The organism is Kitasatospora sp. NPDC058184, assembly GCF_042883725.1.
GTDB lineage: Bacteria > Actinomycetota > Actinomycetes > Streptomycetales > Streptomycetaceae > Kitasatospora.
The window spans coordinates 70,242-82,222 of sequence record NZ_JBHVVE010000005.1 but is presented as its reverse complement, the minus strand read 5'-3'; the positions used below and the strand labels follow the sequence as shown (position 1 = coordinate 82,222).

General features: G+C 74.5%; 10 protein-coding genes, 1 tRNA gene and 1 riboswitch. Of the genes, 3 read left to right on the top strand and 8 right to left on the bottom strand.

Features of this window, described 5'->3' with window-relative positions:
• Positions 1–22: 22 nt before the first annotated feature.
• Entirely contained in the window at positions 23–895 is an 873-nt protein-coding gene (locus ACFVXH_RS11130) for a DUF1906 domain-containing protein (protein ID WP_107086553.1), read from the bottom strand.
• Positions 896–1,047: 152 nt separating this feature from the next.
• Between ACFVXH_RS11130 and ACFVXH_RS11125 the strand changes: the two genes are divergently transcribed.
• Positions 1,048–2,115, top strand: coding sequence for a DMT family transporter (locus ACFVXH_RS11125; protein ID WP_387822327.1), 1,068 nt, complete (start codon positions 1,048–1,050; stop codon positions 2,113–2,115).
• 59 nt (positions 2,116–2,174) lie between these two features.
• On the opposite strand, the gene ACFVXH_RS11120 is transcribed toward ACFVXH_RS11125, so the two are convergent.
• Together ACFVXH_RS11120 and ACFVXH_RS11115 are read right to left on the bottom strand one after the other, a co-directional pair.
• Positions 2,175–2,975 carry a pyridoxal 5'-phosphate synthase gene (locus ACFVXH_RS11120; protein ID WP_234348562.1) on the bottom strand — a complete coding sequence of 267 codons (801 nt, stop codon included), beginning with the start codon at positions 2,973–2,975 and terminating at the stop codon, positions 2,175–2,177.
• Between the two features lie 518 nt (positions 2,976–3,493).
• Entirely contained in the window at positions 3,494–3,823 is a 330-nt protein-coding gene (locus ACFVXH_RS11115; protein WP_387822324.1) for a hypothetical protein, read from the bottom strand.
• On the opposite strand from ACFVXH_RS11115, the gene ACFVXH_RS11110 reads away from it, so the two are divergent.
• The gene (locus tag ACFVXH_RS11110; protein WP_387822321.1) at positions 3,822–4,004 is read left to right on the top strand and encodes a hypothetical protein; all 183 of its coding nucleotides are present in this window, start codon (positions 3,822–3,824) and stop codon (positions 4,002–4,004) included. The genes ACFVXH_RS11115 and ACFVXH_RS11110 overlap by 2 nt on opposite strands.
• A 276-nt stretch (positions 4,005–4,280) precedes the next feature.
• On the opposite strand, the gene ACFVXH_RS11105 is transcribed toward ACFVXH_RS11110, so the two are convergent.
• The 5 genes from ACFVXH_RS11105 to ACFVXH_RS11085 form a co-directional block, all read right to left on the bottom strand.
• Positions 4,281–5,645: an FAD-binding oxidoreductase gene (locus tag ACFVXH_RS11105; protein WP_387822318.1), complete on the bottom strand. Its 1,365-nt coding sequence runs from the start codon at positions 5,643–5,645 to the stop codon at positions 4,281–4,283.
• Positions 5,646–5,812: 167 nt separating this feature from the next.
• On the bottom strand, positions 5,813–7,042 hold the full coding sequence (locus ACFVXH_RS11100) for an MFS transporter (RefSeq protein WP_387822315.1): 1,230 nt from the start codon (positions 7,040–7,042) through the stop codon (positions 5,813–5,815).
• 45 nt (positions 7,043–7,087) lie between these two features.
• Positions 7,088–7,915, bottom strand: coding sequence for a MerR family transcriptional regulator (locus ACFVXH_RS11095; protein WP_074001836.1), 828 nt, complete (start codon positions 7,913–7,915; stop codon positions 7,088–7,090).
• Between the two features lie 183 nt (positions 7,916–8,098).
• Positions 8,099–8,186, bottom strand: a tRNA-Ser gene (locus ACFVXH_RS11090).
• Between the two features lie 63 nt (positions 8,187–8,249).
• Positions 8,250–10,061 carry a S1C family serine protease gene (locus tag ACFVXH_RS11085; RefSeq protein ID WP_387822311.1) on the bottom strand — a complete coding sequence of 604 codons (1,812 nt, stop codon included), beginning with the start codon at positions 10,059–10,061 and terminating at the stop codon, positions 8,250–8,252.
• 266 nt (positions 10,062–10,327) lie between these two features.
• Positions 10,328–10,472: riboswitch (TPP riboswitch) on the top strand.
• On the opposite strand from ACFVXH_RS11085, the gene ACFVXH_RS11080 reads away from it, so the two are divergent.
• The gene (locus ACFVXH_RS11080; protein WP_079271981.1) at positions 10,465–11,883 is read left to right on the top strand and encodes a cytosine permease; all 1,419 of its coding nucleotides are present in this window, start codon (positions 10,465–10,467) and stop codon (positions 11,881–11,883) included. It overlaps the preceding riboswitch by 8 nt.
• Positions 11,884–11,981 lie beyond the last annotated feature (98 nt).

Genomic DNA, 11,981 nt, shown 5'->3' with positions numbered 1-11,981 from the left:
GGCCGGTGATCGGCGGCGGGTCTCAGCGGGCGGTCGGGCCGTCCACGTGGTTGCGGTCCACGGTGAGGGTGGCGCCGCCGAAGGTCTCCTCGACGTTGCCGTGGTACTGGTGGACGCGCTGGTGGAAGGTCCAGAGGTCGGGGGCCAGGGCGCCGGAGCCGTCGGTGTCGGCCTGGCCGTCCCAGCGGGCGTACCAGAGCGCGTCGGGCATCGGGGAGCCGCCGGCCCGGGCGGCGGCGGCGAGGTCCGCGATGCCGGAGTCGAGGCTGGAGTAGAAGCCGGAGCGGTAGCCGGCGGCGTGCAGGCCCGCCGTCCAGCCGAGGGTGAAGTCGACCACGGCCTGGCCGCAGGCCGGGTCGCGCAAGGGATAGGCCTCGATGTCCAGGTAGACCGGGCTGCCCTTGGCGAAACCGAGCGCGCGCAGGGACCGGGCGGCCTCGTCCGCCTCCTCCCGGCCCTGCTCGACGGCCTTCCCCGGGTCGATCCGCTTGGGCTTGTGGCCCGGATCGGCGCACGGCGCCTGCAGTCCGACGTGCACCGGCAGGAACCGCCAGCCCAGCGCCCGCACCTGGCGCACCCACTCGGCGGTGAGCCGCGGCTGGCCGCAGCCGCGCTGGGAGCCGCTGGTGTAGACGCCGAGCGCCCCGTACGGGGAGGCGTCGCGCCAGGCCTTCAGGGTGTCGAGCGGCGGTGCGGTGCAGGCGTCGAAGGCGGGGCCGCTCCAGGTGTCGCGGGCCCGGGGCGGGCCGGACCGGTCGGGCAGCCTGACGGCCCGGATGCGGGGGGCGGCGCCGGCGGCCGGGGTGACGGCTTCGGCGTTCACGACCGTCCCGTCAGTGGCCAGCAGGAGCACGAGGGCGGCGGCGAGGAGGGCGGCGGAGCGGAGATGGCGCACCCCGCCTTGATACTGACGGTCCGTCGGACGACCGCGGCAGCCACGCCGCGACACCCGCGCGAGTCCACCCTTTCGGACGCACCCGTCCGTATCCGTCCCGATTTTTGTAACGAGCTTGCTGGTTCATCACTCCTTACGGCAAACTCACAAATATGCCCACCTCCCATACCAGCGAAACCCCTGCCGCCTCGTCGTCGGCCGCCGCCGTCGCCGAGGCCCTGGCCATGCCGCCCTCCCCCAAGGGCGAGCCCGCCGGCGAGCGGGGCAGCTGGCGACGAGGTGGGGCGTCCGGCCCCTCGGCGCCACCCGAAGTCCACCCCGGCCGGTCCACCGGCCGGTTCGGCAAGGTCCTGCGGCGCCCGGAGCGGATCCCGGCGCCGCTTCTCTGTCTGACCGCGATGTTCCTGGTGCAGACCGGCATCGCCCTGTCCAAGCCGCTGTTCGGCCCGCTCGGCGTCAGCGGCACGACCTTCCTCCGGCTCGGCTTCGCCGCCGTCATCCTGCTCGCCGTCACCCGGCCGAAGCTGCGCGACAAGCGCCCCCGCGACCTCGCCGCGGCCGCGCTGCTCGGCATGGCCTCGGCCGGGATGACCTTCCTGTTCGCCGGGGCGATCGACCGGCTGCCGATGGGCACCGCCGCGACCATCGAGTTCCTCGGCCCGCTCGCCGTCGCCCTGGTCTTCGCCCGGCGCGCCAGCCACCTGCTCTGGGCGCTGCTCGCGGCCGCGGGCGTGGCGCTGCTGACCCTGCTCGGCGAGGGCGACGGCGGCGGATCGCTCGACCCGGTCGGCCTGCTGTACGCCTTCGGGGCGGCCGCCTGCTACGCCCTGTACATCCTGTTCACCGACAAGGTCGGCGCGGCCTTCCAGGGCTTCCAGGGCCTGGCGGTGTCGATGACGGTCGGCGCGCTGACGCTCGCGCCGTTCGGGCTCGGCCAGGCCTGGCACGGGCTGACCGCGCCCGAGGCCTCGCCGATGGCGCTGCTCGCCGCGGTGGCCGGGGTGTCGCTGCTGCTGCCGGTGATCCCGTACGCGCTGGAGATGACCGCGCTGCGACGGATGCCGCAGCGGGTGTTCAGCGTGCTGGTCAGCCTGGAGCCGGCGGTCAGCGCGCTGGTCGGGCTGGTGGTGCTGGGCCAGCTGCTGGGCGCGCCGCAGCTGGCCGGGATCGGGTGCGTGGTCGCGGCCAGCGTGGGGGCCACGCTGGCCGGGCGACGGTAGCCCTCGCTTCGGTCCCCAGGACGCCCTGGGTGCCCTGGGGACCCGGCGGCCTTACGGCGTTACGGCCAGAGCAGGGTGCGCGACCACTCCGGGGAGCTGACCGGGCCGGTGCGGGTGTAGCGCAGCCGGGTGTGCCGGCGCTGGGCGTCGCCCTGCCAGAACTCCACCTCGTGCGCCCACAGGGTGTAGACCGCGTGCCCGGGCGCGACCGCGTCCGGGTGCGCCTCCAGCCGGCGACGGGCGACCGCCTCCGCCTCGTCGTACTCGGCGACCGAGCCCAGCGGCTCGCTCTGCCGCCCGACCAGCGCGCCGACCCGGGCGGCGGGCGAGCGGGTGGCGAACTCGGCGGCGGCGACCAGGTCGGCGGCCCGCTCGACGGTGCCGCGCACCCGGACCTGGCGGCCCAGCTGCGGCCAGTAGACGGTCAGCGCGGCGGCCGGGTGCTCGGCGAGCTGGCGGCCCTTGGGGCTGTCGGCGGCCGCCGAGAAGTTCCAGCCGGTGCCGGCCGCGTCGACGTCACGCAGCACCAGCACCCGGGCGTCCGGCATGCCGTCCGCGTCGACGGTCGAGAGGGTGAAGGCCTGCGGGTCCAGCACCCCGGCGTGCAGCGCGGTGGCGAGCCAGTCCACGAACAGCGGGCCGGGCTCGGCGGGGGCGGCCTGGTGGTCGAAGGACGGCAGCGGGCGGGCCATCGGCGGGCGGCCGAGCAGTAGTTCGGGGACGGACCTGGGCCCGGAGCGGTGCTCGTGGAGCGGCTCGGCCGACGGCTCCGGACGCGCGTCCGCCGCCGGCTCCGCCCCGGCCTCCGGTGCGGGCCTGGCCTCGTCCGGGCCGGTCAGGCCCTCCTCCTCCGCCGCCATCGCGCGCCCTTCCTTCCGATTGCCGCGGTCGCCGCCCCGGCCGGGCCGGTCCGTCCGGGCCCGGGCACGTGGGTGCGCTGTCGGAGCGCAACCGTACCGCCGTGGGCCGACGGCTCCGGGCGCGGGCCCTCGGTGGACGGATCCGGGCCGGTCGGCGGGGGATTCCGGGGATGCCTGGCGGGGTGCTCCGACGGCGATGCGCGGCGGGGAGGCCCTGCGGGGACGCCCGGGCCGACGGCCGGGGAACCCGGGACCTGCGCCGGACACACTCGTGGGCGGTGCCGATGGCGGCACCGCCCACGAGACCGGTTTCGCGGTGACCCTTTCCGCAGGCCGGTCGTTGCGCTGTTCCCTCTGGTGGTGATGCGTCGGTGGTTCGGTGTCCGTTCCGGCCGTTCCGTTCCGGTCCGGGCCTGTCGGCGGGTGCTCAGCTCACCCGCGTCCACCCACGTCCGGCGCCCCCGCCTTCCGTGGTGCCCGGTGCCGTCACTCGGCCGTGCGGCCGGTCAGTCGGCCGGTCAGTTGAAGGTCGGGGCGACGACGACGTTGACGTCCTTGTTGCCCTGGCCTCCCTGGACGGTGCCGGTGTTGTCCTTCACCGCGATGGTGTTGTCCTGGTTCGTGGCGCCGGAGCCGGCGGCGGTCTGCTGGGTGGAGACGTAGTTTCCGTCGACCCCGCCGAACACGTTGCCGGTGCCGGTGTCGGCGACCGCCCCGGCGTTGGAGGCGCCCTCGGCGCCCGCGCCGTTGTCGGCGGCGGCAGCCCCGGCACCGGCCAGCAGCAGGCCGGCCGCGAGCGGGCCGGCGAGTAGGAGCCCGGCTGTTCGACGGGGGTGGGTGCGAGCCATGAATGCCTCCGGGAAGCTGCTTGTCGCGCAATGGTCGATCAAGGTGCGCAAGGTTCGTCGACCGGACGAACACCTGCGGGCTGCGACGCCGGAAGACAGACTTCCGCAACAAATCGACAAAGCGCTAGCTCACGCGGCGAATTTCGCCCGTTTGCGTGATATCCACCCGGGCCGCGCATGACGGCCGGGAAAACGGAAATCGCGGCGAGATACCCCGTCTGAGCTGGGACTTCACCCGTACGGTCGCTGCTCGATGGTCGATCCGGGGGACGGCGCGGCACCGTCACACGATCCGCTGGGCGCACCACCCTGGCGCATGCGAACCGCACGCGCGCCCCCGGAAAAGTTCGGTCACCCTCCCATGTCGACTTTCCCGGTCATGAAAAGGCCGTCGGATGCCACACCACGATGGCAGGGGTTCGGACGTGCGGTCCCCGCCGAAATACTTCAGTGAAAATCAGATCATCTTGCCGGGATTCAGAATTCCCAGCGGATCGAAGACCGCCTTCAGCTGCCGTTGCAGGTCCAACGCCACCGGGCCCAACTCACGGGCCAGCCAGTCCCGCTTCAGCAGCCCCACACCGTGCTCCCCGGTGATCGTGCCGCCCAGCTCCAGCCCGAGCGCCATGATCTCGTCGAAGGAGCGCTGGGCCCGGGCCGTCTCCTCCTCGTCCGAGGCGTCGAAGATGACAATCGGGTGGGTGTTGCCGTCCCCGGCGTGACTGACCACCCCGATGGTCAGCCCGTGCCGCTCGGCGATCACCGCGACACCGTTCAGCATCTCCGCCAGCCGGGAGCGCGGCACCGCCACGTCGTCGATCATCGTGGTGCCCAGCCGGTCCAGCGCGGGCAGCGCCATCCGCCGGGCGGCCAGCAGCAGATCGGACTCCGCCTCGTCCTCGGCCGGCACCACCTCGGTCGCCCCGGCCTCCCGGCACAGCCGCGCGACCCGGGCCAGCTCGGCCACCCGGTCCGGCCCGTCGAAGGCCACCAGCAGCAGCGCCTGGGTGGACTCCGGCAGCCCCATCCGCCCCAACTCGTTGACGGCCCGCACCGAGACCGCGTCCATCAGCTCCATCAGCGACGGGGTCAGACCGCGCGCCATCACCTCGCAGACCGCCGCCCCGGCCGTGTCCGCGCTCGGGAACTCCGCCGCCAGCGCCAGCTGCGGGGCGGGCGCCGGCCGCAGCGACAGAACCGCCCGGACCACCACCCCGAGCGTCCCCTCCGAGCCGACGAACAGCCTGGTCAGGTCGTACCCGGCCACGCCCTTCGCCGTCCGACGGCCGGTGGACAGCAGCCGCCCGTCCGCCAGCACCACGTCCAGCCCGAGCACGTACTCGCTGGTGACGCCGTACTTCACACAGCAGAGCCCACCGGCCCCGGTGCCGATGTTGCCGCCGATCGTGCAGGACTCCCAGCTGGACGGATCCGGCGGATACGAGAGGCCCAACTCCTCGACAGCCCTGGACAGTTCGGCGTTCACCACACCGGGCTCGACCACCGCGATCCGGTTCACCGGGTCGATCTCCAGGATCCGGTTCAGCTTCACCAGCGACAGCACGACGCAGCCGTCCACCGCGTTCGCCGCACCCGACAGCCCGGTCCGGGCGCCCTGCGGCACCACCGGGACGCGCAGCTCGGTCGCGGTGCGCAGCACGTGCCGCACCTGCTCGACCGTCTCCGGGAACACCACCGCCGCGGGCTGCCCGGCCGCGCAGAAACCCGCCATGTCGTGGCGGTACGCGGCGGTCACGTCCGGGTCCACCACGACGGCCCCGTCCGGGAGGCCCCGCACCAGTCGGTCCGTCAGATCACTCATCGCCGCCTCCACTCGCCGCCCGACCGCCTCCACCTCCGCACTCTGCCCGGACGGCAGGGGGCGGGCAAGTGGGCCACGGGAAGGGCGGGCACCGGGGCTGGCGGCAAGGGCCGCCGTACGGGGAGGTGCCGGCCGGATCCCGGGGCCGGCGCGGGCGACCGGTCGGCTCAGGCCCGGCGGAGGGTCGGGGTGGCCAGGGCGATGAGGCCGGCCGCGGCGGTGGCGAGGGCGCAGAGGAGCGTGGGCGGGGCGGCGCCCGCCGCGTCCGCGAGCAGGCCCAGCAGGGCGTTCGAGAGCACCAGGGCCAGGCTCTGCACGAGCGTCAGCAGGGCCTGGACCCGCGAGAGATGGGTCGGCGGCGCGCCGGTCAGCACCAGCGGGCCGAGGTGGCAGGCGAAGAGCCCCGAGCCGAGGCCCGCCACCGTACTGCCGGCCACCGCCGCCACCGGCCCCGCGGCCAGGGCCAGCAGCGCGATCCCCGCCGACGCCGTACAGAGCCCGGCGGCCGCCCCCACGCCGGCCCGGGGCAGCGCGCCCCGCCGGGCGACCAGGACGGCCACCGCCAGTACCCCGGCCGCCTGCCCGCCGCTCACCAGTCCCGCCGTCCCGGCTGACCAGCCGTGCGCCCGGGCGAGCAGCGGGCCGAGCAGCGACACCACCGGCAGCAGCGCCCCGGCCGCCGCACCGGTGAGCAGCAGCGCGGCCCGCAGCAGCGGGTCGGCCAGGGCGAGCCGGACGCCGGACGCGGCCTCGCTCAGCAGGCCGGCCCGCGGACCGGACGGCCCGTCCGCCCCGGGGCGGACCCGCAGCAGGACCAGCAGCACGACCCCGAAGCTCACCGCGTCCACGAGTGCCGCGCCGGGCAGCCCGCCGGCCGCGACCAGCAGGCCGCCGAGCGGCGCCCCGAGCAGGACGGCGCCCTGCCCGCCGGCCTGCCGCAGGGCGAGCGCCCGGGGCAGCCGGTCGGCGGGCACCAGCCGGCGCGGCATCGAACCGCTCGCCGGGAGGTGGAAGGCGTCGACCGTCCCGATCACGGCCGCCGCCGCGACCAGGAGCCAGAGCGGTGTGCCCCGGTCGGCCGCGACCAGCGCCAGCGCGGCGGTCGCGGCCAGCATCACCGTGTCCCCGACGAGCATCACCCGACGGGCGCCGAACCGGTCCGCGACCGCGCCGCCCAGCAGGACCAGCGCGGTGCGCGGCACCGTGACCGCCGTCAGGACCAGCCCGGCCGCGCCGCCGCCGTGCGCGGAGGCGGCCCAGCCGAGGGCGAAGTACAGCGCGGCGTCGCCCAGCAGTCCGGCCTGGACCCCGGCCAGCCAGAGCAGGTACGTCCGGGGCAGCGCGGCCCGCGAACCGACGGCGGCGGTGGCAGCGGCGGTGGCAGCGGCAGTGGTCATGCCCGGTGACGCTAGGACCCTCGACCGGGTCGAGGGCAAGCCCGGCTACCCGCGGACCACCGGCTCCTGGAGCTCGGTGACCCACCCGGCCGGGTCCTCCGGGCACTCCAGGTACAGCTCCCGGGCGTAGCCGGCCGAGCGGTAGCCGTTCTCCTCGATGAAGCGGGCCAGCTCCTGGCCCGCGCCCAGCACCTCGTCCATCGGGCCGCGGTGCACGATCGTCGCCGCCTCCCCGATCGGCGGCAGGTCGACCACCTCGAAGTCGTGCGCGCCCGCCCGCACCGACGGGCCGACCGGGACGGCGGCCCCGACCAGCACCGAGCCGTTGCCCTCCGGGGCGTCCTGGTAGTGGGCGACGGACGGGCCGGCCGCCTCGATCCCGGCCCCGGCCAGCCGCCGGCACAGCTCGGCGAACAGCGGCCCGATCACCGGCCCGATGTCCTCCGGCTCGTAACTCGCGGCCACACCGGTCAGTTGGGCCACCCGGACGGACGGCACCGGCTTCACCACGACATCCCGCACGGACATGGTCCCCTCGCTCTCGATCGTCCGGAGCCTCGCCTCCACCCGGGCCAGCCGCAGCTCGTCGGCCGCGATCGCCGCGGCGAGCTGGGCCCGCCGCAACCGCAGCATCCCGCGCAGCTCGGCCGCGTCCACCCGCTCGTCCAGGACGGCCCGCACCTGCTGCAGGGTGAACCCGAGCTCCTTGAGCGCGATCACCCGGTTGAGCCGGGCCAGTTGGGACGCCTCGTAGAAGCGGTAGCCGCTGACCGGGTCCACCCGGGCGGGCCGCAGCAGCCCGATCGCGTCGTAGTGGCGCAGCATCCGCACCGACACCCGGCCGTGGCTGGCGAAGTCTCCGATGTTCAACATGGTGCGACCACTCCACCCCCTGCCACCGTGTCAGGGTCAACCCCCGCCCCGCCCTCGCCCGTGGCCGTTCCACGGCAGTTCCCCACCTGGCCCACAGCCGGCGCCCGCACCCGCCCGGGAAACACCGAGGGCGGGTGCCGAGTGGTCTCGGCACCCGCCCTGAGCAGGTGGTTCTCCTACCGGCGGAGAGCGTGGGATTCGAACCCACGGTACGGGGTCACCGCACGACAGTTTTCAAGACTGTTCCCTTAGGCCGCTCGGGCAGCTCTCCAGGCGGAGGTCAGCCTAACGGGTCCGGCGGGGTTCGGTGCACACGTTTCGGTGCGGGCGGGGGTTACGGCTGGTCGCCCTCGCGCTGGCCGAGAGTGACCTTGGTGTTGAGGGTCTGGCCGTTGCGGGTGTACTCGACGTCGACGGTCTCGCCGGGCTTGTGCGTCCAGATCCGGCTGACCAGGGCGGGGCCGTTGTCGATCGGGACGCCGCCGAGCTTGGTGATGACGTCGCCCGGCTTGAGGCCGGCCTTGTCGGCCGCGCCGCCGGGGGTGACGGCGGGCTGGCCCTGGATGTCCTTGGTCTGGATCTGCGCGCCGTCGCCCTTGTAGTCGTCGTTGCGCAGCACGTCGAGCTTGGCGTAGACCGGCTTGCCGGTCTTGATCAGGGTGTCCGCGACCCACTTGGCCTGGTTGATCGGGATGGCGAAGCCCAGGCCGATGCTGCCGGCCCGGCCGTTGGCGGAGGCGTTGGACTGGATCGCCGAGTTGATGCCGATCACCGCGCCGCCGGAGTCGAGCAGCGGGCCGCCGGAGTTGCCGGGGTTGATGGAGGCGTCGGTCTGCAGGGCGTTCATGTACGAGGCCTGCGAGCCGGTGTCGTCGCCGGAGGCCACCGGGCGGTCCTTGGCGCTGATGATGCCGCTGGTGACGGTGGACTCCAGGCCGTACGGCGCACCGATCGCGACGGTGGCGTCGCCGACGTTGACCTTGTCGGAGTCGGCCAGCGGCAGCGGGGCCAGCTTGCTCTTGGGCGGGTTGTCGATCTTGACCACGGCGACGTCGTAGCCCTCGGCGTGGCCGAGCACCGAGGCGCTGTAGGAGCTGCCGTCGGCGAACTTGACGGTCAGTTTGCCGCCGCTGAGGGTCGGCGCGACGACGTGGTTGTTGGTGAGGATGTGGCCCTCGGTGTCGAAGACGAAGCCGGTGCCGGTGCCCGACTCGCCGTTGCCCTGCGCCTTGATGGTGACGACGCTGGGCAGCGCCTTCTGCGCGATGGCGGCGATCGAGCCGGGGACGGGCTCGTTCTTCTGGGTGTCGCTGGCCTGGACGGTGGTGCTGCGGTGGTCGTTCGCGGAGCTCCTGCGGTCGGAACTGTCGGAGACGGACACGCCGAGCGCGCCGCCGGCCACACCGGCGACCAGCGCGACGGCCGCGATCAGGGCGACCAGGCCGCCGCGCTTCTTGCGCGGGCCGCCGGGGCCGCCCGGACCGCCGGGGTACTCCGCCGGGTAGCCGAGCGGGCCGGCCGGGCCGCCGGGGTAGCCGGCGCCGCCGGAGGTGGAGTCGTGGGTGGGGCCCCAGCCGCCGAGCGGCTGGCCGGCCCCGAAGGGGTGGTGGCCGTGCGCGGCGGGGGCGGCGGGCGCGGCCGGAGCGGCGCCGTACCCCTCGTGCGCGCCGGCGGCGGGGACGCCGTGGGTCGGGGTGGCGTACGGGTTGCCGGCCGGCGGCAGGGCCGGGGCGGCGGGCGCGGCGGCCACCGGGGCGGGCGGAACGGGCGGCAGGACCGGCGGCGGCGCGTCGATGTAGCCGGTGGCCGGGTCGACGGTCGGCTCCTCGACGGCGAGTACGGCGGGTGCGGCGGGTGCCACGGGCTCGGCGGCTGCCTCCGGTGCGGGCACCTTGGTGAAGGCGACGGTGGGCTTGTGCCCACCCCCGGCCGGGACCTCCTCGGCCGGAACGGCGTCGGCGGACGGCGCCGCCTCGGCGGCGGCGGCCTCGACCGCGCCCGCCTCCGGCTCGGGCACCCGCCGGAACGCCATGGTCGGGTTGTGCCCGCCCTGAGCGGGGCCCGCGGCAGCGGACTCGGCCGCCCCCGGCCCGGCGGGCTGCTCCCCCTGCGGCCCGGTGGGCCCAACCTCGCGCTCGGTGCTCACGGACGACCTCCATAGCTGGCAGAACCAAGGACCATAGTTTTTCGCACTGTCGATTCGTTTGCCGTAAGGACCCCTCTGAAGAACTCATAAGAATCCTTAGCCGGCACCGACACCGGCACTGGCGTCAGCACCCACAGCGGCACCGACACCGGCTCCGGCACCCGTACCGACGGCCGGGGCTCCCCTCCCCGTCGGGCGTCCGCGATGCGGACCGCCCCGCCCTCGGCCTTGGGCGTCGGCACCCGCGCCGGTTAGCCTGGCGCTCCAAACTGACACGCGGGAGCTTGGACCCACCAGGCTGAGAGTGCGCATGTCGACCGTACGCCACACGAGTGACGGACGTTCGAGGGGGCGCTGACCGCCGGAACCTGTCCGGGTAATGCCGGCGTAGGGAGTATCGGCCATGCCGCCTGCTTCGCCATCCTCTTCTTCGGGTACGAACGCCTCCGACTCCGGCGCGAACGCCCCCGCGCCGGGCGCGACCGCCCTCCTGGAACGCGCCGAGCACGTCGAAGCGCCCCTGGTCCTGGACACCGAACCGCCGCGCACGCTGCGCTTCCGGGACCACTTCGCGCTCTGGATGAACCTGGGTGTCAGCCTGATCGGCTTCTCCACCGCCGCCACCGTGCTCGGTGCCCCCGGCAGCGAGCTGTCGCTGGCCGCCGCGGTGACCGCGATCACGATCGGTACGGCGGTCGGCACCGCGATGCTCGCCGTGGCCGCGCTGATCGGCGCCCGCACCGGCGCCCCCGCGATGGCGAACCTGCGCGGGCTGTTCGGCACCCGGCTGTCGTACCTGCCGACGGTGCTGAACATCGTGCAGTGCATCGGCTGGGGCGTCTTCGAGCTGCTGACCATCTCGGCGGGCGCGCAGACCGTCGCGCACACCACCGGCTACCGCTGGCTGTTCGTCCTGCTCGCGGGCGCGCTGACCACCGCGCTGACCATCTGGCCGCTGGGCTCGATCGCGGTGCTGCGCCGCTTCGTGGCCGGGGCGGTCGCGGTGGCGATGGTGTACTTCACCGTCCAGTTGGGCCGCCAGGGCGTGCCGGACCCGGGCGCGGGCAACTGGCACGGCTTCCTCGGCGCCACCGACGCGATGATCGCGGTGTCGGTCTCCTTCGTGCCGCTGGCCGCCGACTACACCCGGCACTCGCGCACCCCGCGCTCGGCGTTCTGGGGCAGCTTCTCCGGCTACACGGTCGCCCAGGTCTGGTGCTACGTGCTCGGCCTGATGGCGCTGCTGCAGTCGGACGGCGACCCGAACCGGATCTTCGACTCCTTCCTCGGGGTCTGGGCCGGCTGGCTGTTCCTGCTGGTGCTGGTGCTGCGCGAGACGGACCAGTCCTTCGCCAACGTGTACTCGACCGCGATGTCGGTGCAGAACCTGCTGCCGAAGGTGGACCGCCGGGTGCTCTCCGGCGCGATCGGCGTGCTGATCACCGTGCTGGCGCTGCAGATCGACGAGTTCACCGACACCTACTACGGCTTCCTCGGCCTGATCGGCTCGGTGTTCGTGCCGCTGCTGGCGGTGCTCGTGGTGGACTACTTCCTCGGCGCCGGCCGACGCGGCTGGAACCTCTCCGCCGACGCGCCGTCCCGCTGGCTGATGCTGCTGCCGTGGGCCCTGGGCTTCGCGGTCTACCAGTTCATCGCGCCGACCAAGGTCGCGGGCTGGTGGACGGACTTCTGGACCTCCGCCCAGGAGGCGCTGCACTTCACCCCGCAGGAGTGGACCTCGGCCTCACTGTTCGCCTTCCTGGTGCCGGCCCTGGCCACCTGGGCGCTCACCCCGCTCGGCCGCCGCGCCGTCCGGGGCTGACGGAGCGGAGGGAGCGGGGGCCCGAGCGGGCCCCGCAGGTACGGAGACGGCCCCACAGGTTGGGGCCGTCTTTGTCCGCGCTTCACCTCCGCCGCCTA